Source organism: Paenarthrobacter ilicis (assembly GCF_016907545.1).
GTDB lineage: Bacteria > Actinomycetota > Actinomycetes > Actinomycetales > Micrococcaceae > Arthrobacter > Arthrobacter ilicis.
Map to the genome: position 1 here is coordinate 2,006,151 of NZ_JAFBCD010000001.1, position 20,237 is coordinate 2,026,387.

21 protein-coding genes and 1 pseudogene are annotated in these 20,237 nt (G+C 61.7%); 12 read left to right on the forward strand and 10 right to left on the reverse strand.

Annotated features, from left to right (window positions below):
* Nucleotides 1-13: 13 nt before the first annotated feature.
* Complete coding sequence (locus JOE60_RS09115) at nucleotides 14-778, reverse strand: ABC transporter permease (protein ID WP_167266666.1); 765 nt, start codon at nucleotides 776-778, stop codon at nucleotides 14-16.
* Entirely contained in the window at nucleotides 775-1,740 is a 966-nt protein-coding gene (locus JOE60_RS09120; protein WP_167266661.1) for an ATP-binding cassette domain-containing protein, read from the reverse strand. Before JOE60_RS09120 ends, JOE60_RS09115 begins: the two co-directional genes overlap by 4 nt.
* Nucleotides 1,741-1,849: 109 nt before the next feature.
* Between JOE60_RS09120 and JOE60_RS09125 the strand changes: the two genes are divergently transcribed.
* The 6 genes from JOE60_RS09125 to JOE60_RS09150 are packed head-to-tail and all read left to right on the forward strand — an operon-like array spanning nucleotide 1,850 to nucleotide 7,025.
* Nucleotides 1,850-2,671: a helix-turn-helix transcriptional regulator gene (locus JOE60_RS09125; protein ID WP_167266657.1), complete on the forward strand. Its 822-nt coding sequence runs from the start codon at nucleotides 1,850-1,852 to the stop codon at nucleotides 2,669-2,671.
* Nucleotides 2,671-4,146, forward strand: a complete 1,476-nt coding sequence (sufB, locus tag JOE60_RS09130) for a Fe-S cluster assembly protein SufB (protein ID WP_167266653.1) — start codon at nucleotides 2,671-2,673, stop codon at nucleotides 4,144-4,146. The genes JOE60_RS09125 and sufB overlap by 1 nt, the downstream gene beginning before the upstream one ends.
* A gap of 2 nt (nucleotides 4,147-4,148) precedes the next feature.
* Nucleotides 4,149-5,453 carry a Fe-S cluster assembly protein SufD gene (gene sufD, locus JOE60_RS09135; RefSeq protein ID WP_167266648.1) on the forward strand — a complete coding sequence of 435 codons (1,305 nt, stop codon included), beginning with the start codon at nucleotides 4,149-4,151 and terminating at the stop codon, nucleotides 5,451-5,453.
* Between the two features lie 38 nt (nucleotides 5,454-5,491).
* Nucleotides 5,492-5,848: a non-heme iron oxygenase ferredoxin subunit gene (locus tag JOE60_RS09140; RefSeq protein ID WP_167266645.1), complete on the forward strand. Its 357-nt coding sequence runs from the start codon at nucleotides 5,492-5,494 to the stop codon at nucleotides 5,846-5,848.
* Nucleotides 5,849-5,893: 45 nt separating this feature from the next.
* Nucleotides 5,894-6,679: a Fe-S cluster assembly ATPase SufC gene (gene sufC / locus JOE60_RS09145; RefSeq protein WP_167266642.1), complete on the forward strand. Its 786-nt coding sequence runs from the start codon at nucleotides 5,894-5,896 to the stop codon at nucleotides 6,677-6,679.
* 13 nt (nucleotides 6,680-6,692) lie between these two features.
* On the forward strand, nucleotides 6,693-7,025 hold the full coding sequence (locus JOE60_RS09150) for a metal-sulfur cluster assembly factor (RefSeq protein ID WP_167266638.1): 333 nt from the start codon (nucleotides 6,693-6,695) through the stop codon (nucleotides 7,023-7,025).
* Nucleotides 7,026-7,117: 92 nt separating this feature from the next.
* Here the strand turns inward: JOE60_RS09150 and ypfJ are convergent, their stop codons facing one another.
* Nucleotides 7,118-8,023 carry a KPN_02809 family neutral zinc metallopeptidase gene (gene ypfJ / locus JOE60_RS09155; RefSeq protein ID WP_167266634.1) on the reverse strand — a complete coding sequence of 302 codons (906 nt, stop codon included), beginning with the start codon at nucleotides 8,021-8,023 and terminating at the stop codon, nucleotides 7,118-7,120.
* A gap of 61 nt (nucleotides 8,024-8,084) precedes the next feature.
* Between ypfJ and JOE60_RS09160 the strand changes: the two genes are divergently transcribed.
* Nucleotides 8,085-9,476, forward strand: coding sequence for a class I adenylate-forming enzyme family protein (locus JOE60_RS09160; protein ID WP_167266630.1), 1,392 nt, complete (start codon nucleotides 8,085-8,087; stop codon nucleotides 9,474-9,476).
* Entirely contained in the window at nucleotides 9,469-10,671 is a 1,203-nt protein-coding gene (locus tag JOE60_RS09165; protein ID WP_208381447.1) for a thiolase family protein, read from the forward strand. Before JOE60_RS09160 ends, JOE60_RS09165 begins: the two co-directional genes overlap by 8 nt.
* Here the strand turns inward: JOE60_RS09165 and JOE60_RS09170 are convergent.
* The 3 genes and pseudogenes from JOE60_RS09170 to JOE60_RS09180 all read right to left on the reverse strand — a co-directional run bounded on the left by JOE60_RS09170 (nucleotide 10,668) and on the right by JOE60_RS09180 (nucleotide 12,682).
* A complete protein-coding gene (locus JOE60_RS09170; RefSeq protein WP_167266626.1) occupies nucleotides 10,668-11,306 on the reverse strand; it encodes an energy-coupling factor transporter transmembrane component T family protein in 639 nt (212 codons plus the stop codon). The two genes, JOE60_RS09165 and JOE60_RS09170, sit on opposite strands and share 4 nt — an antisense overlap.
* Nucleotides 11,303-11,944: pseudogene (locus JOE60_RS09175) on the reverse strand (energy-coupling factor ABC transporter ATP-binding protein); the annotation flags it as partial. The pseudogene JOE60_RS09175 and the gene JOE60_RS09170, both read right to left, overlap by 4 nt.
* Nucleotides 11,945-12,067: 123 nt before the next feature.
* Nucleotides 12,068-12,682 carry a biotin transporter BioY gene (locus JOE60_RS09180; protein ID WP_167266618.1) on the reverse strand — a complete coding sequence of 205 codons (615 nt, stop codon included), beginning with the start codon at nucleotides 12,680-12,682 and terminating at the stop codon, nucleotides 12,068-12,070.
* 275 nt (nucleotides 12,683-12,957) lie between these two features.
* On the opposite strand from JOE60_RS09180, the gene JOE60_RS09185 reads away from it, so the two are divergent.
* Entirely contained in the window at nucleotides 12,958-14,556 is a 1,599-nt protein-coding gene (locus JOE60_RS09185) for an ABC-F family ATP-binding cassette domain-containing protein (RefSeq protein ID WP_167266615.1), read from the forward strand.
* A gap of 63 nt (nucleotides 14,557-14,619) precedes the next feature.
* On the opposite strand, the gene JOE60_RS09190 is transcribed toward JOE60_RS09185, so the two are convergent.
* Genes JOE60_RS09190 through JOE60_RS09200 form a run of 3 tightly spaced genes read right to left on the reverse strand, consistent with a single transcriptional unit; the run spans nucleotide 14,620 to nucleotide 16,268 of the window.
* Nucleotides 14,620-15,486: an SURF1 family cytochrome oxidase biogenesis protein gene (locus JOE60_RS09190; protein ID WP_167266611.1), complete on the reverse strand. Its 867-nt coding sequence runs from the start codon at nucleotides 15,484-15,486 to the stop codon at nucleotides 14,620-14,622.
* Nucleotides 15,487-15,759 carry a hypothetical protein gene (locus JOE60_RS09195; RefSeq protein WP_167266607.1) on the reverse strand — a complete coding sequence of 91 codons (273 nt, stop codon included), beginning with the start codon at nucleotides 15,757-15,759 and terminating at the stop codon, nucleotides 15,487-15,489. It abuts the gene before it with no gap.
* Complete coding sequence (locus tag JOE60_RS09200; protein WP_167266603.1) at nucleotides 15,756-16,268, reverse strand: DUF3099 domain-containing protein; 513 nt, start codon at nucleotides 16,266-16,268, stop codon at nucleotides 15,756-15,758. The genes JOE60_RS09195 and JOE60_RS09200 overlap by 4 nt, the downstream gene beginning before the upstream one ends.
* A 151-nt stretch (nucleotides 16,269-16,419) precedes the next feature.
* Here JOE60_RS09200 and JOE60_RS09205 point away from each other — a divergent pair, with 151 nt between their 5' ends.
* The 3 genes from JOE60_RS09205 (at nucleotide 16,420) to JOE60_RS09215 (ending at nucleotide 19,776) form a co-directional block, all read left to right on the forward strand.
* The gene (locus JOE60_RS09205; protein ID WP_167266598.1) at nucleotides 16,420-17,142 is read left to right on the forward strand and encodes a beta-ketoacyl-ACP reductase; all 723 of its coding nucleotides are present in this window, start codon (nucleotides 16,420-16,422) and stop codon (nucleotides 17,140-17,142) included.
* A gap of 115 nt (nucleotides 17,143-17,257) precedes the next feature.
* On the forward strand, nucleotides 17,258-18,007 hold the full coding sequence (locus tag JOE60_RS09210) for an SDR family oxidoreductase (RefSeq protein ID WP_167266594.1): 750 nt from the start codon (nucleotides 17,258-17,260) through the stop codon (nucleotides 18,005-18,007).
* Between the two features lie 269 nt (nucleotides 18,008-18,276).
* Nucleotides 18,277-19,776: a sugar ABC transporter ATP-binding protein gene (locus JOE60_RS09215; RefSeq protein ID WP_167266590.1), complete on the forward strand. Its 1,500-nt coding sequence runs from the start codon at nucleotides 18,277-18,279 to the stop codon at nucleotides 19,774-19,776.
* An 84-nt stretch (nucleotides 19,777-19,860) separates the two neighbouring features.
* On the opposite strand, the gene JOE60_RS09220 is transcribed toward JOE60_RS09215, so the two are convergent.
* A complete protein-coding gene (locus JOE60_RS09220) occupies nucleotides 19,861-20,229 on the reverse strand; it encodes a hypothetical protein (RefSeq protein WP_167266586.1) in 369 nt (122 codons plus the stop codon).
* Between the last annotated feature and the right edge of the window lie 8 nt (nucleotides 20,230-20,237).

The window sequence follows — 20,237 nt, forward strand, 5'->3', positions numbered from 1 at the left end:
TGAACCAGGGTGTTCAGTTCCACTTGAACCAGCGGACGGCTGCGGCGCCGGCCAGGATGGTCCACAACAGGAGGACCAGGACGGCCGGGAACGGGACGCTCCCGTGGAGGAATGCTTCACGCAACGCTTCGCCAAGAGCGCCGGATGGCAGGAAGTGCACCACACTTTGCACCAAGGCGGGCAGACGCTCAGCCGGAACAACAATTCCGCCCAAGGCGCCGAAGAGAATCCATACAAGGTTGGTGATTGCCAGGGTGGCCTCCGGACGAACGGTGCCCGCTACCAGCAGTCCAAGGGCGGTGAACGATGCCGCCCCCAGGATCAGCAGGCCCAGGCCGGGCAGCCACGCCTCAATTCGTGGGTGCCATCCCAGCAGTCCGGCAATCGCGCCCACCACAATCACTTGCAGGAACAGGACCACAAGAACTGCCAGGATTTTGCCGGCGATCAGTCCGCCGCGCCCCAGGGGAGTGGTGGACAGGAACCTCAGGACGCCATAGCGGCGATCGAAGCCCGTGGCGATGCCCTGCCCGGTGAAGGCCGTGGACATGGCGCACAGTGCAAGAATGCCAGGGGTGGCAACGTCGATGCGTGAGCCGCCAAGACCGTCCAGCAAAGGTGTCACCACCAGTCCGATCAGGGCCATGAGGGGCAGGACGATCGCCAGGATGAGTTGTTCACCGTTGCGCAGCATGGTGCCGGTCTCGTAGCGGCCTTGCTGCAGGATACGGCGCGGAAGCGAAGCCGGGCCGGCGTTGGGGGAGAGCAGCTTGCTCATCGGAGGTCCCTTCCGGAAATGTCCAGGAATACGTCTTCGAGGCTTCTCGCTTCGAGCCGAAGTGACGCAGGCATGATGTTCCGTTCCGCCCACCAGGCGGTCAGTGCTGCCAGATCCCCCGGGGTGAGTTCACCTGTTACGGCATAGCTGCCGGGCCGGGTTTCCGAGACGCGCAGGCCGTTCCGAAGTACAGCGCCGAAATCGAGCCCGGGCGTCGCATCGAAATGCAGGGTCCGCTCGGCCACCGTGGTGTCCGCAGCGTGGTCGTGGGCCAGAAGTTCGCCGACGGTGCCTTCAACAACGTTGTGCCCGGCATCGATGATGTAGACGTAATCCGCCAGGCGCTCGGCGTCGTCCATCAAGTGTGTTGTGAGGACAATTCCCATCCCCGCGTCACGGAGCTCCGCGATGAGATCGAAGACCATTTGCCGCGATTGGGGATCCAGCCCAGCACTGGGCTCATCGAGGAACAGGATTTCGGGATTGCCCACCAAGGCAGCGGCCAAAGCCAGCCGCTGTTTCTGGCCACCGGAGAGGCGGCGGACGTTGATCCTGCTGAACTGGTCGATTCCCAACCGATGGATCAACGCGTCAAGATCCATGGGGTTTTTGTACATTGCCGCTACGTGCTTCAGGAGCGGGATGGGCCGGGCCGACGGCGGCAGGCCACCATCCTGGAGCATCACACCTACGCGGGACCTCAGCTCAGCTCCGGCCGTATCCGGATCGGCGCCGAGCAGGAGGATCTCTCCACCGGAACGCTTCTGGAGTCCTTGGGCGCATTCCAGGGTGGTGGTTTTGCCGGCACCATTGGCGCCCAGGAGCGCTGTGACCTGGCCGCGCTCCGCCGTGAGGGACAGGCCACTGACCACCCGGAGCATTTTGCCGTCAAGGGAGGCCAGGGGGCCTACATCCTTAATGAGTCCTTCTATGCTGAGGACAGGGGAATCAGTGGATCGCACCAGAGTATTCTACGTGAAGTAGTACGGTCACACTTCGTGGCCAGCAGAGGTCAGCCTCGCCTTACTGGATGCATGAAACAAATTACGACATGATTGTGTTGTGTATTCCATGAGCAGTCCACTTTCCATGCCCACAAATCGGCATGCTGCAGCGGCGGGAGCCATCGTAGCTCCGCCGGCACTGCCGGACGCGGATGACCGCACCCGTGACCGCGTACTCAATGCCGTCCTGGAAAACGGTCCTGTGAGCGCAGCCGAGCTGGGCGACCTCCTTGGCTTCACACCCGCAGCAGTCCGCCGCCACCTCGATCATTTGGAACGCAATGGCGTGATTGAGGTCAAACGGGTGGCCAAAGCCGGTTCGGGCGCAGGACGTCCCGCCCGCCGTTATGTCCTCAGTTCCCAGGGGCAATCCACTCTCGGCGACGATTACCTGAACATTGCCAGCTCTGCGTTGCGCCGCCTCCAGGAAGTCGCCGGCGAGGAATCCGTCCGGGAATACGCCGAAGAGCGTTTCGCGGACATGGAACGCCGTTATGCCCCCGAGGTGGAAGCCGCAGGCGAGGACATCACAGCGCGCGCCATGGCGCTCTCAGAAGCACTAAGCCGGGACGGCTTCGTAGCGTCGGCGCATTCCATAGACGCGAAGGCTCCACTGCCTGCCGCACTGTCCAGCGTGCAGCTCTGCCAGGGTCACTGCCCCATCCAGCGCCTGGCAGCAGAGTTTCCGGTGTTTTGCGACACCGAGACCACGGTGTTTTCCCGTTTGGTGGGCGTCGACGTCCGGCGCCTTTCCACCTTGGCTCAGGGCGGACACGTCTGCACCACCCACATACCTACCGGGCGCTTGGCTGCCCCGGTGCCTTCGGGCACCGAAGTGCAGTCCGGCAACCCGTACCAGGAATCCAACAACCAGCAAGAAAGGCCGTAATGACGGGTCAAATAGCTGAAGGAACAGCAGAGAATGCAGTAGCCGACGGCACTGTGATCTCGGAGATTCTGGAGAAGAATCCCGAACTGCACGGAATCGGTAACTACGAGTACGGCTGGGCTGACAAGAACGACGTCGGCGCCAACGCCCGTCGTGGCCTCAACGAGGAGGTTGTCCGTGACATCTCCTCGAAGAAGAGTGAAGCCCAGTGGATGCTCGATCTCCGCTTGAAGGGTCTGAAGTACTTCGACCGCAAGCCCATGCCTACGTGGGGTGCAGACCTTTCGGGCATTGACTTCGACAACATCAAGTACTTTGTGCGGTCCACGGAGAAGCAGGCTGCAACGTGGGAAGACCTTCCCGAGGACATCCGCAACACGTACGAGAAGCTGGGCATCCCGGAAGCTGAGCGCAGCCGCCTGGTGTCCGGTGTCGCAGCGCAGTACGAGTCCGAGGTTGTCTACCACCAGATCCGCGAGGACCTCGAGGCCCAGGGCGTCATCTTCCTGGACACCGATACCGCGTTGAGGGAACACCCGGAGATTTTCCAGGAGTACTTCGGCACGGTCATTCCGGTGGGCGACAACAAGTTCGCTTCACTCAACACGGCTGTGTGGTCCGGCGGCTCGTTCGTTTACGTGCCGAAGGGCGTCCATGTGGATATCCCCCTTCAGGCTTACTTCCGCATCAACACGGAAAACATGGGCCAGTTCGAGCGCACGCTCATCATCGCCGATGAAGATTCCTACGTGCACTACATCGAAGGCTGCACGGCACCGATCTACACCTCCGATTCGCTGCACTCTGCCGTTGTGGAGATCGTGGTGAAGAAGGGCGCCCGCGTCCGTTACACCACCATCCAGAACTGGTCGAACAACGTGTACAACCTGGTCACCAAGCGCGCCATCTGCGAAGAGGGCGCCACCATGGAATGGGTTGACGGCAACATCGGTTCCAAGGTCACCATGAAGTACCCGGCCGTCTACCTTGTGGGCGAGCACGCCAAGGGTGAGACCCTGTCCATCGCTTTCGCAGGCGAGGGCCAGCACCAGGACACCGGTTCCAAGATGGTGCACATCGCTCCGAACACCAAGAGCTCCATCGTGTCCAAGTCTGTGGCACGCGGCGGCGGTCGGGCAGCGTACCGTGGCCTGGTTCAGGTTCGTGAAGGCGCCAAGCACTCCGCCAACACTGTCCGTTGCGACGCGCTTCTGGTGGACACCATTTCGCGTTCCGACACCTACCCGTACATCGACATCCGTGAAGATGACGTTGTGCTGGGGCACGAAGCTACCGTTTCCAGGGTCAGCGAAGAGCAGCTCTTCTACCTGATGTCCCGCGGCATGCCCGAGGACGAGGCCATGGCCATGATCGTGCGCGGCTTCATTGAGCCGATCGCCCGCGAACTGCCCATGGAATACGCCCTTGAGCTGAACCGCTTGATTGAACTTCAGATGGAAGGATCCGTCGGTTAATAATGACTGATATCACTACTGAAAAGGCGCGCATTGGCGCTCCTTCAGCACAGCCGTTCATTGATGGCTTCACCGAAGAGGGCGAGAACCTCTCGCCCATCAACGCAAAAGGCTCGACGGCGGCACAGCCCTCCGCGGGTCCTCTCGCCGGGGCGTCGGCCAAGAGCCACTCGCACGGTGGCGGCGTCGGTGTTCCCGACAGTTCGCGTGCGGGCCGCCTGACGTCTTTCAACCTGGAGGACTTCACAGCCCTGACCGGGCTCGAAGAGGACTGGCGCTTCACACCGCTTCGTCGTCTCCGCGGCCTGCACTCGGAAGCACTCACGGGCGCAGCTCCGACTGTCTCTGTCACGGCTCCGGCAGGAGTCACTGTGGAGACCGTGGGTCGCGACGATCAGCGGATTGGTCAGGCCGGCATCCCTGAGGACCGCGTGTCTGCCAACGCCTGGGCCAACTTCAAGGAAGCCACCGTGATCACGGTTCCTTCAGAGACGCCGTTGGACTCCGAAATCACCGTGACCCTTGCCGGCTCTGGCTCTGAAGCTTCTGCCCAGCATGTGGTTATTGTGGCCCGGAAGTTCTCCAAGGGTTTGGTGGTACTTGGCCACGAAGGAACAGCAGTGGTGTCCGAGAATGTTGAGATCATTCTTGAGGACGGAGCCGAGCTCACGGTGGTCTCGTTGCAGGAGTGGAACGACGACTCGGTCCACGCTTCCTCGCAGCAGGCCAAAATCGGCCGTGATGCCAAGTTCAAGCACATTGTTGTCAGCCTGGGCGGTGACCTGGTCCGCGTCACGCCGACCGCACGCTTTGCCGCTCCGGGTGGCGAGGTTGAGCTTTTCGGTTTGTACTTTGCTGATGCCGGACAGCACCTTGAACACAGGACATTCGTTGATCACGGGCAGCCCAATTGTGTTTCCAATGTTCTGTACAAGGGAGCACTCCAAGGCAAGGGTGCCCACACCGTGTGGGTCGGCGATGTGCTGATCCAGAAGAACGCGGAAGGCACCGACAGCTACGAGAAGAACCAGAACCTGGTCCTCAGCGATGGCTGCCGGGCGGACTCCGTGCCCAACCTCGAAATCGAGACGGGCCTCATTGCCGGCGCCGGGCACGCCAGTGCAACCGGCCGTTTCGACGATGAGCACCTGTTCTACCTGATGGCACGTGGCATCCCCGAGGATGTTGCCCGCCGGTTGGTTGTCCGTGGCTTCCTCAACGAGATCATCCAGAAAATCAACGTTCCTGCGATCGAGGACCGGTTGACCGAGGCCGTAGAGCGCGAGTTCTCCGAGACCGACAACTAACGTCCACCACTTACCAAGACAGGCAGTCCGGACACAACATGAGCGAACAAACCAAGGGTGAACTGGTATGCAATGCCAATGACATCCAGGTCAAGCAGGCACTGCGGGTACTGATCGATGACTACCCGGTCGCAATCGTCAAGGATTCCATGGGCGTCATCCACGCCGTGGGAGACACCTGCTCCCATGCGGATATCTCCTTGTCCGAAGGGGAGGTTGAAGGCTGTGCCATTGAGTGCTGGGGGCACGGTTCCCAGTTTGATTTGCGCAGCGGACAACCCCTTCAGCTGCCTGCCTACGATCCCGTGCCCGTTTTCGCCGTCACTATCGACGGTGACGACGTCTACGTGGACGTGACCAATGTTGTGAACGGCGCTTCGGTCCAAAACTACTGAGCGCGCCCGGATTGCCAGACTTACGAACGAAAAAGAAAGAAGAGCATGTCTACTCTTGAGATCAAGGATCTGCACGTCAGCATTGAGACGGAGCAGGGCACCAAAGAGATCCTGAAGGGCGTCAGCCTGACCATCAGGACCGGCGAAACCCACGCGATCATGGGCCCCAACGGCTCGGGCAAGTCCACCTTGGCTTCCACCATTGCCGGACATCCCCGCTACAACGTCACCAGCGGCAGCATCACCCTGGATGGCGAAGACGTGCTGGAGATGAGCGTGGACCAGCGCGCCCGCGCCGGCCTCTTCCTGGCCATGCAGTACCCGGTTGAGGTTCCTGGTGTCACCATGACCAACTTCCTCCGCACCGCCAAGACTGCGATCGACGGCGAAGCACCGGCCCTGCGCACGTGGACCAAGGACGTCAAAGCTGCCATGCAGCAGCTGCGCATCGACGCCGACTTCGCTCAGCGCAACGTCAACGAGGGCTTCTCCGGCGGCGAGAAGAAGCGTGTTGAGATCCTTCAGCTGGAACTCTTCAAGCCGAAGTTCGCCATCCTCGATGAGACCGACTCCGGTCTGGACGTCGACGCGTTGAAGGTTGTCTCGGAGGGCGTCAACCGTGCGCACGCCGAGGGCAACATGGGCACGCTGCTCATCACCCACTACACACGCATCCTGCGTTACATCAAGCCTGAATTCGTCCACGTGTTCGTTGACGGCAAGGTTGTTGAAGAGGGCGGTCCCGAGTTGGCCGACCGCCTCGAAGAAGAGGGCTACGACCGCTACGCGCCTGGCGCCGGCGTTGCCGTTGCTCCTGCCGTACAGGCCTAGTTAGGATCAATCCATGACCGAAATCAATGCGGCGCGTACCAGCCTTGAGGACGTCGAAGAGGCCCTCAAGGACGTCATCGACCCCGAACTGGGCGTCAATATCGTGGATCTTGGGCTCCTCTACGGACTCAAGTACTCCGAAGAGGACGGTGCCCTCCTGATCGACATGACACTTACCACAGCGGCTTGCCCGCTGACGGACGTGCTTGAGGAGCAGGTAGGAAAGTCCCTTGACGGCGTTGTTGATGACTGGCGCCTGAACTGGGTATGGATGCCGCCATGGGGTCCCGAGCGGATCACCGACGACGGCAAGGACCAGATGCGGGCCCTCGGCTTCAATATCTGATTCGTTTCCTTCCCCGCTGAGCGGGAATATCGGCAAATAAGAATGGTTCCGGGCGCAACGCCCGGAACCATTCTTTTTAAGCAATCAGCCCGCTACGGGTTGGCCACGCCGAAGGTGTCGCACTTGTTGATGTCGCCGGTGTTGTAACCCTGCGAGAACCACTTCTGCCGCTGTGCACTGGAGCCGTGGGTCCATGACTCCGGTGAAACACGGCCGGTGGCAGCTTGCTGGATCCGGTCGTCACCCACGGAGGAGGCCGCGGACAAAGCGTCCTGCAGGTCCTGTTGGGTGATCGGATCAAGGAATGGTTTCCCGCTGGCGTCTGTCTGGGACGTGGCATGCCTTACCCACAGGCCCGCGTAGCAGTCGGCCTGCAACTCCACGCGGACACCGCCGGACTGGGGGCCCTGGGGGTCCTGCTGTGCCTTGTCGAGGTTGCCCAGGATGTTCTGGATATGGTGGCCGAACTCATGGGCCACCACGTATTCCTGTGCCAAGGGCCCACCGGAAGAGCCGAAGCGGGTCACCAGTTCGTCGAAGAATCCGGGGTCAAAATACGCTTTCACATCGGCGGGGCAGTAGAACGGGCCTACTGCGGTGGTGGCGGGGCCGCAACCGGTGTTGGTGGCCTGATCAAAGATGACAGTGCCTGGTTGGGTATATTTCACGTTGTAGTCGGCAAGGTATGACGGCCAGAAGGCATTGAGGCTGTTCACCGTTCCCGTGATCCTGCAGTCCAGGCGTTTGTCGGCATCGGCGCCGGTTTGGCATTCCTGGACGCCTCCCGCACCGGGGCTGCTGCCCCCGACGGCGGGCGGTTGGCTTCCACTTCCCGTCAGGTCTCCAAGAATGCTGGGGTTGATGCCGAACAGGGCCAAGAGCAGCACAACAATGCCGCCGCCTATGCCCCCGCCGATCTTGGTCCCGCGGCCCATCCCACTGCCGCGTCGGTCTTCCACTTGGGAAGGGTCAAGCTGTGCACCGTCATTGAAACTCATACAGTCAGAATAGACGTCACTTTTGCTGCCCGGTGCCGAACACTGCCGTAAAATTACGGGGATGCCTTTCCTGGACAAACTTCAGCTCTGGGCCGATGAGCGCCCCCACGACACCGCAGTCGTGGTGGGTAACGCCCGGCTCACCTGGGCCGGACTTCGTGACGCTGCCGCGGGCCTTCTTGGCGGAGCAGCGGGTACTACGGTTCTTGCCGAGCCGAACTCAACGCACTTCGTGGCCGCCTTCGCAGCAGCCGTGGCGGGGGAGGGGCGCTGCGCGGTCCTGGACCCGCAATGGCCCGGGGCGATGATTGACGAGCTGGCATCCCGCATCGTGGATAAGGGTCAGGTCACCGAAACCGGACTTACGGACGGCGAGCCTTCCAGCACCTTCCTCATTGGCCTGACATCCGGTACAACCTCCATTCCGAAGGCCTTCACCCGCTCGCGTCATTCGTGGCAGTTGTCGTTCCAAGCGTCCATGGAGTTTTTTGGCCTGCTGCCCGAAGACAGGACCTTGGCGCCTGGACCCCTTTCTGCCAGCTTGAACCTTTATGCCCTGTCCGAATGCCTTTATGCCGGATCCGCTTTCCATACGTTGGAATCCTTCGATGTAGGCGACGCACACGCGGCCATCAGCCATGACGGCATCACCCGGTTGGTCCTGGCACCCACCATGCTCCGCTTGCTGAGTGAACGTGGCCTGGCCGGGGACGTTGATGCCTCCGGTATCCGGAGCATCATCTGCGCTGGTTCAAAGTTGGATGCCCGGACACTGGAGGCGGCCCGCCGCTGGGCGCCCCACGCTGCCATCCATGAGTACTACGGCGCCTCGGAGCTGAGTTTCGTATCGGGAACACGGCTTGCTGCGGGTCAGCCCCTCGATGCCGGGGGCACCGGAATAGGTTCGCCTTTTCCGGGAGTAGAGCTGGCCATCCTTGATGACGAGGGTTCCCTCCTCCCGGACGGGCGCCACGGCAACATCAGCGTCCGCAGCGGCATGGTGAGCAACGGCTATTTATGGGGCGACGATGGCCGCGCGTTCCGCTGCCTTGACGGCTGGTACACCGTAGGTGACCAGGGCTACCTGGAGGACGGAGTCCTGCACATCCTGGGCCGCAGGTCAGACATGATCCTTACATCAGGGAGGAACGTCTATCCCCACGAGGTTGAGCTGGCCGTCGCCTCCGTACCGGGAGTCGAGGCGGCCGTCGCTGCTGGAGCCCCGGACGATATCCGCGGACAAAAGGTGATTGCCGGCGTCGTGCCTGCCTGCGGCGCGGTAACAGCAACGCAACTGCGGACGGGGCTCGACGGCCTCCTGGCACGGGACAAGTGGCCGTTGCAGTATTACCTCTTGTCCGAACTGCCCATGACCGACCGCGGGAAGGTCAGCCGGAAGGTCCTTCTGGACTGGATCAAGAACCACGATCCCCGGGCGCAGATCCTTGGCTGACACCACGGGACCCATACAAGTCATTGACGAATCCCTGCAGCCGGTGATCATTGAAGCGGTCCGGTCCCCGATTTGCCGGGCAAACGGGCAATTCCGGCACCTGAAGGCACCCGACCTCCTGGCTCCGGTCCTTCGCGAGCTGTTATCCAGGGCAAAGCTTGATCCTTCAGGGGTGAAAGACGTCATCATCGGCAATGCCGTGGGTGGAGGCGGAAACGTAGCGCGCTTTGCTGCGCTCCAGGCGGGACTTCCCATCACGGTCCCCGGCCTCACCGTGGACCGCCAATGCGGCTCAGGCTTGGACGCCATCGCGTTGGCCGCCACATTGGTGGCTGCCGGGGGTGACCCGCTGTTCCTGGCCGGCGGAGTCGAGAGCATCAGTACGGCGCCCGCACGTGCCAACAGAAACGCCGACGGCGGCTTGGACTTCTACTCCAGGGCCACCTTCGTGCCGCCTGGGTTTGGAGATCCGGACATGGGGGTTGCCGCGGAAAACGTCGCCGTAAAGTTCAGGGTTACCAGGGAACAGCAGGATGAGTACGCTTTCCGCAGCCATAGCCGTGCGTTGGCGGCGGCTGCCGCCGGAAAACACCATGGGGAGATCGTTCCGCTCACGGACAGTGGAGTAGCTGTGACGGCCGACGACGGTCCCCGCCCTTCGTTGCGGGAGTCCATGATGGCGAGGTTCCCGCCTGCCTTCGTCCCCGGCGGTTCGGTCACGGCAGGGAACTCGTGCTTCGACGCCGATGCCGCCTCCGGCGTCGTCGTCACCTCCCTGAGGCGTGCACGTGAGCTGGGCGCGTCAGACGCCTTGGTGGTTCTGGGCGCAGATACCGCCGGGGTGGATCCGGAGCTTCTGGGCATAGGGGCAGCCATCGCAGCGGAACGATTGCTTGATGCGTGGGAGGTGCACCCGGACTGCCTCGATTTGATCGAGTTCAACGAGGCCTTCGCCTCCCAGACCATCGCCTGCCTGCACCATCTGGGCCTTGACCCGGCACGGGCAAACCTGGAAGGCGGAGCTTTGGCCTTGGGCCACGGCTACGGTGCATCGGGGGCGGTGCTGGTGACGCGCTTGTTCGCCCAAGCGCGGGAACGTTTCCGGGCTTCCGGAGAAGAATCCCTGGGATTGGCGATGATCAGCATCGCCGGCGGAATGGGAACCGCTGCCTTGCTGCGGTACGCACCGCTCTAGCTGTTGCCGTCTGTGTCCTCGGCCTCCCCGAGGCCACGGGCAGCCAAAGCGTCACCGGTCTGCCGGGCGTACGCAACGGTGCTGATGAACACGGGGAGAACCAGCGCCCTGGGGTTACGTTCGAGGCCCCGGGCACGCGCAGAGTCACGGACATCGGCGAAGGCGCCTGCAATGTACGGAATGCTCCTGAGCATCACGGCGATGGTCAGGGCGAACCGCTCGGGGTCGGCACCGAAGCGGCGCAATGGCTTGGCCAACCACACCACGCCATCCAACAGATCCTGTACCGGCGTGGTGGCAGTCAGCACAGAGGCGGCAACAACACAGACCAGCACGTTCAACACAATGCGCGCCGCTGTCGGTCCGCCGAGTTGCCACCACTGGAACAGCCCGATTGCCAGCAAGATCGGCGCCACCGTCCAGACAGCCCGGGCCAGCCGGCGGATACCGGCCCCCGTCAGCAAAAACAGGCCACACATGAGAGCGAAGATGATCAGGGATACTGCCCACTCCACGATCAGGAAGGACGCGGCTCCGCAGGCTGCCACCAGGAGGAACTTAGCCATCAGGGGCGTCCGGTGGATGACGGAGTTTCCCGGAATGTAATTGGCGATCAGGAAGCCGTGGCCCCTCATATCGCCACCCCGCCACCCCCGGGAGTGCCCGGCAGATCAACGTCCGCCGCGCACAGCTCCCTGTAACGGTCAACGCCCGCGGATGCTTCGCCGTCGAAAACGATTCTGCCCCCTTCCACCACCAGGATGCGGTCCATATCGCGGGCCAGGTCAAGATCGTGGGTGGACATGATGATCTGCTGGTCCAGTCCGGCCAAGGTCCTGCGCAGTAGTTCACGGTTCCGGAGATCAAGGAGGGTGGAGGGCTCGTCCAGCACGAGTACTCTGGGATCCACAGCCAGGACGGCTGCCAAGGCAAGGAGTTGCCGCTCTCCACCGGAGAGCTCATAAATGCTCTGATCTGCCACGCCGGTCAAGCCGAAGCGTGCCAGAACGTCCGCTGCCCGGGAGGCCCGCTTCCGGGAGTTTTTTACGGCACGGCGTAGTGAAAGCTCAACGTCCTCGCGCCCCGTGGGCATCACCAACTGGGACAGTGGATCGGTAAAGACAAACCCGATGTTCGCCCTGACACGGCGGACCGCGGAGACAGTGGTGTCACCATAAACAGTCACAGTCCCTTGGCTCGGCATCACCAATCCATTGAGCAACCGGAGCAGTGTGGACTTTCCGGACCCGTTGGCGCCAATCACTCCGATGCGTCGCTCGGTGAGATCCAGAGTGAGCTCGTGCAGCAGGGTCTTGGGCTCGGGGGAACCGTCCAATGCCACGCGCACCGAAACGTTGTTGAGTCTGATCGAGTTCATCAACTGATTGTGCCCGCTTTACTTGGCACGCCTTACCAACACATCCGGGAATGCTTTGTGGATAGCCAGCGCGATGATGACGGCAAGCACATTCTTGATAATGTCTCCCGGATAGAAGGGCAGGTCCGCCAGGAAAGCCTTGCTGAAATCCAGCTTGCCGTTGATCATCATCCCCAGGATGCCCAGCCCGTGGATGATCACAACGCTGCTGACCATGGCCGATGCGAACAGCCAGAGTCCCCGCTGACGGACAGTCTTCCGAATGACGACGCTTGCCAAATAGCCCGTGGCGGCCGCTGCCAGGGGGAAAGCAATGATATATCCGGCGGATGCTGTTGCCAGGATGCCCAGGCCGCTGCGGCCGCCGCTGAAGATCGGCAGCCCCGCCAGTCCGAGCAGGACATACAATCCGACGGCGGCAAATGCGCGCCCGGCGCCCAGAACCAGTCCGCTGAGCATGACGGTGAGGGTCACCAGCGTAATGGGGACTCCGAGGGCTCCCACGGGAACGCCGGGGACAATGGCCGATGCCGCTACCAGTGCTGCGAAGACCGCGATGAGCCCGATGTCCGTGGCAGTCCACCGATGCCGTTGGACTGTGCTGTGTGGATCGGTGACGGAATTGCTCTGCATGACGGTGGTCCTGTTCGGGAGTGGAGCTGGGTGATGAGATTGCTGTTTCAGCTGTTTTGAGATTACGTTCGCCTGGAACGGCCGTTTTTGGAGCCTCTCCACAAAGCAGGAGATGGATTTTTGATGGAGGCCACACCAACGCGTGCAAGGGCCCGTGTTTGGGTGTGGCCGGGGGACCGGTAGACTTAAACAGGCCGTTCTCACGGCCGCCTCCGCCGCACTTCCCGGACCCACCGGTCCCCGTAGGCGTTCCCCATTGAAAGGCATCACCCGAATTGATTACCGTCCAGGACCTCGAACTACGCGCCGGCGCACGCCTGCTCATGGACCAGGTAAATTTCCGGGTGGACAAAGGGGACAAGATTGGGTTGGTGGGCCGCAACGGTGCCGGTAAGACCACCCTCACCCGCGTTCTGGCCGGAGAGGGACTTCCCGCCGCCGGCAAAGTGACTCGCAGCGGAGAAATCGGCTACCTGCCCCAAGACCCGCGTACCCCGGACATGGAGCAGCTGGCCCGGGACAGGATTCTTTCTGCCCGCGGCCTGGACGTCGTGGTGGGGAAGCTCAAGAAGGCGCACGAGGACATGGCCAGCGATGACGCTTCCGTCCAGCGCAAGGCCATGAATCGGTACGACCGGTTGGAGGCCGAGTTCCTCTCCGGCGGCGGATACGCAGCCGAGGCGGAAGCCGCGGCTATCTCCTCCAACCTGGCACTGCCGGAGCGGCTCCTGAACCAGCCGCTGAAGACACTTTCGGGCGGTCAGCGACGACGCGTGGAACTTGCCCGCATCCTGTACTCCGATGCCGAGACGCTCCTCCTTGACGAACCCACCAACCACTTGGACGCTGATTCCATCACCTGGCTCCGGGACTTCCTCAAGAACCACCAGGGTGGACTGATTGTGATCAGCCACGACACCGAACTGCTTGAGGCCACCGTCAACAAGGTGTACCTCCTCGACGCAAACCGCGCCCAGATCGATTACTACAACATGGACTGGAAGCGCTACCTCTCGCAGCGCGAAACCGATGAGCGTGCACGCAAGCGCGAACGCGCGAACGCGGAAAAGAAGGCCCAGGTCCTGATCGACCAGGCGAACAAGATGCGCGCCAAGGCCACCAAGGCCGTGGCTGCCCAGAATATGGCCAAGCGGGCCGAGCGGTTGCTGAGTGGACTCGAAGCTGTTCGTGAGAATGATCGCGTAGCAGCCCTGCGCTTCCCGGATCCGTCCCCTTGCGGCAAGACACCGTTGACGGCCGAGGGTTTGAGCAAGTCTTACGGTTCGTTGGAAATCTTCACCGATGTGGACCTGGCCATCGACCGCGGCTCCAAGGTGGTCATCCTGGGGCTCAACGGTGCCGGCAAAACCACCCTTCTCCGGATGCTTGCGGGCGTGGACAAGCCCGATACCGGGGATATCATTCCGGGGCACGGCCTCAAGGTGGGCTACTACGCACAGGAGCACGAAACGCTTGACGTGGACCGGACGGTCCTGGAGAACATGCGCTCATCGGCTCCCGACATGAAGGATGCCGAGGTCCGCGGGATCCTTGGCTCGTTCCTGTTCTCCGGTGACGATGTGGACAAGCCGGCGGGCGTCCTGTCCGGTGGCGAGAAGACACGTCTGGCACTTGCCACGATCGTGGCTTCCAGCGCCAACGTCCTTCTCCTTGACGAGCCCACCAACAACTTGGACCCCGCCAGCCGCGCGGAAATCCTCGGCGCCCTCAAGAACTACAGTGGCGCCGTCGTCATGGTCAGCCACGACGAAGGTGCGGTGTCAGCACTGAACCCCGAACGCGTAGTGCTGCTTCCGGACGGCGTTGAGGACCACTGGAACGAAGACTACCTGGACCTGATCACGCTCGCCTGACGCCGCTTCACCCGGGCCTAAGGCCATCGCCGCGGTCCCGCCCTCAAGGCAGGACCGCGGTTCTTAGTATCCTTGGGCATCCAGGATTGCGTCTTCTTCTTCCTCAGCAGTTGGCCGCTTGTTCCGCCGCGGAGCATGTGCGCGGGGTTTCGGCGTGCCTCCTGCGGCAATAATCACTTCGTTCTCTTCATCTTCGGCGTCGATTGCAGCGTTGCGTGCCTGCTGCCTGGCAGCGTAGCCGAAGCCGATGAACATCAACACCCCGAACGCGAACCACTGCAACGAATAGGACAGATGGGTGCCTTCTTCGGTGGCGGGTTTGGGGAACGGCGTGGGCATTGGCTGGACAGCGGGGTTCTCGCTGGCGAGCTGGGCGTACGCTCCGGTGGCGATCCCGTACGGCAGCTCCGTAGCAAAACTTGCCAGGTCGATGGAGGCAAGTTGACCGTCGACGGCGCCCCGGTCCAGTTTGGGCTCCGCGGGCTTAAGCCGGGCCACCACGGTTACTTCGCCTGTTGGCGGTGCCGGAATCACATCGGGCCGGCCGGGGGTGTTGTTGCCGATGGGGAGCCACCCGCGGTCGATGACCACGGCTTCCCCGGTGGTCAGCCTGAAAGGAACCACGACGTCGTAGCCCGGCTGTCCGTTCAGCGGACGGTTGCGTACAACCCGCTGGCCGTCCAAATCGTAAGTGCCCCGCATCTGGACCTGCGTCCATTCCTTTTCTGGATCCAGGGTGGCGAACTGCTCCTTGACCTCCGCGAAAGGGACAGGCGTTGCCGAGTAGTTACTGACCACACGATTGATTTCAGCCAACGTCTCTGCGCGTCGATCCATCTGCCAACGCCCCAGGAAGACGCACGCGGTGGCGAAGATCACGGCCAGGACAAAGTACCCCAGCCACTTGCTGGAGAAGAGGAAACGGTACATTCAGTTGGCCTCGTTCGTGGTGGCTTCCGCCGAAAACCGGAGAGTCTCTTTCCATAGGCTCCGCGTCTGCAGGTAGTCCTCAAGCCAAGGACGGTGCTCACTGCAGGAGAGCCATACTTTCCGGCGGTCAGGCGTGTGGATGCGCGGGTTGTTCCACAGAAGCTGCCACTGGGCCTGGTCCTTGCATCCCTTGCGCGAACAGATGGCGTGGTCCGCCGCCCCCATGGATTCCTGGCCGGTGCTGCCTGCTGCGGCGAGGTTGAAGATGTTCATCGTGTTGCCCGTTCATCGCCGGCCCCGCCGGCATCGCTTGCACCGTCCCCGGAGGGAGCTGGTTGGTTCATGGTGTCGTCGTCCTCAACGAGTTCGCCCTGGAGCACCACGGGGGACTCGTCAGCTGCTGCATTCGCGGAAGTCCGGGCGGGCTGGGACGGACCTTGGATTTCGGGCATTGCGACGTCGTCCAGCAAAGAGTCGCTGTGGATTTCGGCCTTGTCGCTCCCATTGGCGATGACCACCGCAAACCAGGGCAGGAAAACGGCCCCCGCGATCGCGATGACTTTGAACCACCCGTCCACCACGAAGATCATGACAATGCACACCATGCGGATGCCCATGGCTACCGCGTACTTGATCATGCGTTGGCGCATGTCCTCTGAATGGGCACCGGCAGCATCTGTGATGCTGTGCACTTCAGGGTCACTGGAAACAGCGTCCGGTTCTCCGGGCACTCGCTGCAAGGGACTGCTGTCTGGGGTCACAGTTGACTTATCACGCTCCAAAGGCCTCTTTCAATTCTCTCACCAACTGCTTGCCCGCCCAAACCGTACGTAGGCCGCAGCTACCTGCGGGTTTCCAGCCATGGAAGATAGGATCGACAAGGAAATCCCTTGTCACAGCGGCACGTGCTGCCGCGGAACCTGGAGCATATACATGTCCGAAACACCTGCCGCACGCAGCGTTCTCATCACCGGCGGCAACCGAGGCATCGGCCTGGCCATAGCGCGATCCTTTCTTGCCAACGGAGACAAGGTTGCTGTCACCTACCGCAGTGAATCAGAACTGCCTGAAGGAATTCTGGGCGTCAAAGCCGATGTCACTGATGAGGCGTCAGTAGATACCGCATTCAAGACTGTCGAGGACGCTCATGGCCCGGTTGAAGTGCTGGTGGCCAATGCCGGCATCACCAAGGACACACTGTTGTTGCGCATGAGCGAGGACGACTTCACCTCTGTCCTGGACACCAATCTCACGGGCGCTTTCCGGGTCATCAAGCGTGCGTCCAAAGGCATGATCCGCTTGCGGAAGGGCCGTGTTGTCCTGATCTCCTCCGTTTCGGGCCTTTACGGTGCCCCCGGACAGATCAACTACTCTGCATCCAAGGCAGGCATGGTGGGCATTGCCCGCTCCCTCACCCGGGAACTGGGCAGCAGGGGCATCACCGCGAACGTTGTTGCTCCGGGCTTCATCAACACGGACATGACCGCCGAATTGCCGGAGGAAACCCAGAAGTCCTACTTGGCCAACGTCCCCGCGGGCCGCTTCGCTGAAGCGTCCGAGGTTGCTGACGTAGTCCGCTGGATCGCCAGTGACGAAGCCGCCTACATTTCCGGCGCCGTGATCCCGGTGGACGGCGGCCTGGGGATGGGCCACTAAAAACTGCAGGCCGCGGTATTTTTTGTCCGGGTACTACAACTGGATTCCAACAATGCGCTGGCATGATGGAACCCAGGTCCCGGATTTTTGGACGAAGTGAACAAAAGGAGCTCGAATGGGAAAGCTGGATAACAAGACCGCGATCGTCACGGGGTCATCCCGCGGTATCGGCGCCGAAGTTGCCAAGATCCTCGCCGGCGACGGTGCAGCCGTCGTCGTGAACTACCGCCAGAAGGCGCCGCGCGCCAACAAGGTTGTTGCCGATATCCAGGCAGCAGGTGGACGCGCTGCTGCTGTGGGTGCGGATCTCACCACCGATGAGGGTGTGCACGCTTTGGCCAGCAAAGCCATGGAGGAATTTGGCTCCCTTGATGTCCTGGTTCTTAACGCCTCCGGCGGCATGGAGTCCGGCATGGAAGAGGGCTATGCCCTCAAGCTGAACCGTGATGCCCAGGTCAACATGCTCAATGCTGCTGTTCCCTTGATGCCGGAAGGTTCACGGGTTGTCTTCGTCACCAGCCACCAGGCCCACTTTGTGGAGACAGTCCCCACCATGCCTGAGTATGAGCCCGTGGCCAAGAGCAAGCGTGCCGGTGAAGACGCGCTCCGGGACCTGTTGCCGCATTTGGCGGACAAGGGGATCTCCTTGGTGGTGGTCTCCGGCGACATGATCGAGGGCACGGTCACGGCAACGCTGCTGGATCGCTCCAACCCGGGCGCCATCGAGGCCCGCCGCGCCGAGGCAGGAAAGCTCTACTCGGTGGAGGAGTTCGCCGCCGAGGTGGCCGCCATGGTGACGGCTGACGTCCCCTCCGGCCACACGGAATACGTCGGTGGGTCCGACTACTTCAAGAAGTCCGAATAGCACCTGTCAGCTGATGTGAAGAGCGACCCGGGCCTGCCCGGGTCGTTCTTCGTTTAACAGCCCCCAGCTCCTTGGTGCAGTGACCATTATGTCAATTCAATAAAACTTTCTATTTTGGCGTCACGAAATACATAAAACCGTTTCATAGAAATTCTTTTGCATTAAAGTTCGCTGTCTGATTGACTCTGCTGGTTCCCTTGTGGTGCACCATCCGCCGTGTGCCGGATGATCCATTCCTCACCGCACCGCACGAAATATCAGGAGTTTCCATGGACCTTTTACTGGATGCTGATGACATTCATGCTTCCTATGATCAGCGGCACATCCTCAAAGGAGTCACCTTTTCTTTGAACCGTGGGGAGATCCTGGGCCTCATAGGCACCAACGGGGCAGGGAAGTCGACGCTGATGGGGGTGCTGGCCGGCGCGCAAACGCACCACGGTGGGCGCATTACCTTGGCGGGGGAGAAGTACTCGCCTGATAGTCCGGAAGCGGCACGTGCCTGCGGTGTGGGACTGATTCCCCAGAACTTCCGGCTCGATCCCCGGCTGACAGTGGCCGAGGCGATCTTCCGGGACACCTTCCAGGCGGGAAAACCGCACACTGCCCTCAGGGACCAAGCTGCTGCGTTGATCCAACATGCCGGGGTAGAAGTGGACCCTGACGCCAAGGTGGGTACGCTGATACGCGCCCACCAAGCGCTGGTGGAGATCCTCAGGATGATTGCCGAGGAGGCGCAGTTGGTGATCATGGACGAGGTGGCCGCCTCCCTGCCTGACCATGAGGTTGCCATTCTCCACCGGGTGCTCCGGATGCTGACCGCACAGGGCCGGGGCATCATCTACATCACCCACCGCTTGGACGAGATCCGCTCCATCGCGAACCGCATAGCCGTCCTGAGGAACGGAAAAGTCCACCGCATCCTGGAAGCCGGCACGACCGACGTCGACGAACTTGCCTTCCTGTTGCTCCAGCAGAAGCTGGATCCAGTGGAAAGACCCCGTGATAACGCCACAGGCCAGGAAGCGCTGCGCGTGACCAACCTGGGTGTGGGAAACGCCGTCAGGGGTGTCTCCTTTGCCGTCAGCAAAGGGGAGCTTTTTGGCCTGGCGGGTACACACCACTCAGGCGTATACCAGCTGGTGGAGGCCCTGGCAGGCATTCGGCCCAGCACCAGCGGCAGCTTCCACGTTCAGGGTCAGCCAGCCACGTTACGGAGCGTCCAGGACGCCTCGCGCTTGAAAATTGGCTTCTTGTCCGACGACGACTTACTGGACGAACACCTGAGTATCACCGAAGGAATCCAGGCCGCCGGACATCCCACCGGGACCTCCCTTCACGACGAAATCTCGAGGCTCCGCGAAGTGGTTGACGTGGTGCGCCGAATGCGGATCAATACAACCAACATCCACGGTTCCCTGGATACCCTGTCCGGTGGCGACCGGCAGAAGGTGCACTTGGCCAAGTGGATGTCCGCTGGATGCGATGTGCTGATCTTGAGCCACCCAAGCCGCGGGATCGATATTGGAGCCAGGGAGGTGGTCTACAGGATGCTGAAGGAACTCAGCCAGTTGGGGGTTGCCATCATTCTGTTGTCCGCGGACCTGTCCGAGCTGGTGGGGTGGTGCCACAGGATCGGAGTCATGAGGGACGGCGGGATGGTCACCATCGAGGCCAATGAGAACACCAACGAGGACGTGCTGGTGCACCACATGCTGGGGCGGAAGTTTGAAACGGAGGCCAGCGACGCACGGAGGTTGAAGGCTTAGGAGTCCCTGCGATTTCCGAAACGGCAGATGGAAGGGGCGGTCGACTGCGCGACCGCCCCTTCCATGCGCCGGGAATGTCCCGGCTTAGATGCTGACGCCGTTGGCGATGCCCTTGAGCTTATGCCGCGCCAACGCAAGGTTGGCATACGTGCGGTCCAGCACGAGGTAGACGAAGAGTCCTTTGGAGCCCTCTGAGTTCAGGACGTTGATGAGGTGGTACTGCGAGTCCAGCGTGATCAGAATGTCTTCAATGGTGCTGTCCAGTTTCAGGTCAGCCATGGTCCGCAACTTGGAGGCCACCACATTGGAGTTTCCTGCTGCGGCAACACCAAGGTCAAAGCCCGGGCTGCCACCCTGGGCGAGTGCCATTCCGCTGGAGTAGTCGACGATTGCGGCACCCGTGGCGCCTTCAATGGACAGCAGCTGCTTCATGGCATCATCTAGTGAGCTCATTAGGACTC

Bases quoted from the DNA above. Each gene is read 5' to 3' on its own strand.
- JOE60_RS09115 (WP_167266666.1), bottom strand. From the start codon at position 778: ATGAGCAAGCTGCTCTCCCCCAACGCCGGCCCGGCTTCGCTTCCGCGC.
- JOE60_RS09125 (WP_167266657.1), top strand. From the start codon at position 1,850: ATGAGCAGTCCACTTTCCATGCCCACAAATCGGCATGCTGCAGCGGCG.
- sufB (WP_167266653.1), top strand. From the start codon at position 2,671: ATGACGGGTCAAATAGCTGAAGGAACAGCAGAGAATGCAGTAGCCGAC.
- sufD (WP_167266648.1), top strand. From the start codon at position 4,149: ATGACTGATATCACTACTGAAAAGGCGCGCATTGGCGCTCCTTCAGCA.
- JOE60_RS09140 (WP_167266645.1), top strand. From the start codon at position 5,492: ATGAGCGAACAAACCAAGGGTGAACTGGTATGCAATGCCAATGACATC.
- sufC (WP_167266642.1), top strand. From the start codon at position 5,894: ATGTCTACTCTTGAGATCAAGGATCTGCACGTCAGCATTGAGACGGAG.
- JOE60_RS09150 (WP_167266638.1), top strand. From the start codon at position 6,693: ATGACCGAAATCAATGCGGCGCGTACCAGCCTTGAGGACGTCGAAGAG.
- ypfJ (WP_167266634.1), bottom strand. From the start codon at position 8,023: ATGAGTTTCAATGACGGTGCACAGCTTGACCCTTCCCAAGTGGAAGAC.
- JOE60_RS09160 (WP_167266630.1), top strand. From the start codon at position 8,085: ATGCCTTTCCTGGACAAACTTCAGCTCTGGGCCGATGAGCGCCCCCAC.
- JOE60_RS09170 (WP_167266626.1), bottom strand. From the start codon at position 11,306: ATGAGGGGCCACGGCTTCCTGATCGCCAATTACATTCCGGGAAACTCC.
- JOE60_RS09180 (WP_167266618.1), bottom strand. From the start codon at position 12,682: ATGCAGAGCAATTCCGTCACCGATCCACACAGCACAGTCCAACGGCAT.
- JOE60_RS09190 (WP_167266611.1), bottom strand. From the start codon at position 15,486: ATGTACCGTTTCCTCTTCTCCAGCAAGTGGCTGGGGTACTTTGTCCTG.
- JOE60_RS09195 (WP_167266607.1), bottom strand. From the start codon at position 15,759: ATGAACATCTTCAACCTCGCCGCAGCAGGCAGCACCGGCCAGGAATCC.
- JOE60_RS09205 (WP_167266598.1), top strand. From the start codon at position 16,420: ATGTCCGAAACACCTGCCGCACGCAGCGTTCTCATCACCGGCGGCAAC.
- JOE60_RS09210 (WP_167266594.1), top strand. From the start codon at position 17,258: ATGGGAAAGCTGGATAACAAGACCGCGATCGTCACGGGGTCATCCCGC.
- JOE60_RS09215 (WP_167266590.1), top strand. From the start codon at position 18,277: ATGGACCTTTTACTGGATGCTGATGACATTCATGCTTCCTATGATCAG.
- JOE60_RS09220 (WP_167266586.1), bottom strand. From the start codon at position 20,229: ATGAGCTCACTAGATGATGCCATGAAGCAGCTGCTGTCCATTGAAGGC.